Here is a 1,176-nt window from a genome sequence, read left to right as displayed (position 1 = left end):
AGGCGGCACGGCGAACTCCCAGGTCGGAATGGTGGGCCAGGCGGAGGTCCGGGACGCTCCGGCGAAACTGGTCCTACCAATTTAGCCCGCCGGGCAATTTTATTTTTGGTGGTGCTACAGCTGCTTATCAAGCAGAAGGTGCAACTCACACAGATGGTAAGGGCCCAGTAGCATGGGATAAGTATCTTGCAGACAATTATTGGTATACAGCAGAACCTGCAAGTGATTTTTACCATAAATACCCAGTTGATTTAGAATTAGCTGAAGAATATGGTGTTAATGGTATTCGTATTTCTATTGCCTGGTCTCGTATTTTCCCAACGGGTTACGGTGAAGTAAATGAAAAAGGTGTTGAATTCTACCATAAACTATTTGCTGAATGCCACAAGCGTCATGTTGAACCATTTGTGACTTTGCATCATTTTGACACACCAGAAGCTCTTCATTCAAATGGAGATTTCTTAAACCGCGAAAATATAGAACACTTTATAGATTATGCCGCTTTCTGTTTTGAAGAGTTTCCAGAAGTAAACTACTGGACAACTTTCAATGAAATTGGCCCAATTGGTGATGGTCAATACTTGGTTGGTAAATTCCCTCCAGGCATTAAATATGATCTTGCCAAAGTCTTCCAATCACACCACAACATGATGGTCTCTCATGCACGTGCTGTAAAATTGTATAAGGATAAAGGTTATAAAGGTGAAATTGGTGTTGTTCATGCTTTACCAACTAAATACCCTTATGATCCGGAAAATCCAGCAGATGTTCGTGCTGCTGAACTTGAAGACATCATCCATAACAAATTTATCTTGGATGCAACCTATCTTGGGCACTATTCAGATAAAACGATGGAAGGTGTCAACCATATCCTAGCTGAGAATGGTGGAGAACTTGATCTTCGTGATGAAGACTTCCAAGCTCTTGACGCAGCTAAAGATTTGAATGATTTCCTTGGTATCAACTATTACATGAGTGATTGGATGCAAGCTTTTGATGGTGAGACTGAAATCATTCACAATGGTAAGGGTGAAAAAGGAAGCTCTAAGTACCAAATTAAGGGTGTTGGTCGTCGAGTAGCTCCTGACTATGTTCCGCGCACAGACTGGGATTGGATTATTTATCCTGAAGGCTTGTATGACCAAATCATGCGAGTGAAAAATGATTATCCGAATT

At 41.5% G+C, this 1,176-nt stretch carries 1 protein-coding gene; it reads left to right on the top strand.

The annotated features are described in order from the left end of the window. Positions 1 to 101 precede the first annotated feature (101 nt). Positions 102 to 1,176: 6-phospho-beta-galactosidase (lacG, locus tag AB0N03_RS52450; protein ID WP_364389025.1), on the top strand; the 1,075-nt coding region annotated here is incomplete at its 3' end.

The organism is Amycolatopsis sp. NPDC051061 (genome assembly GCF_040682935.1).
In the GTDB taxonomy this organism is placed as follows: domain Bacteria; phylum Actinomycetota; class Actinomycetes; order Mycobacteriales; family Pseudonocardiaceae; genus Amycolatopsis.
The sequence above is the reverse complement of the archived record's forward strand: the minus strand, read 5'-3'. Positions and strand labels throughout refer to the sequence as shown.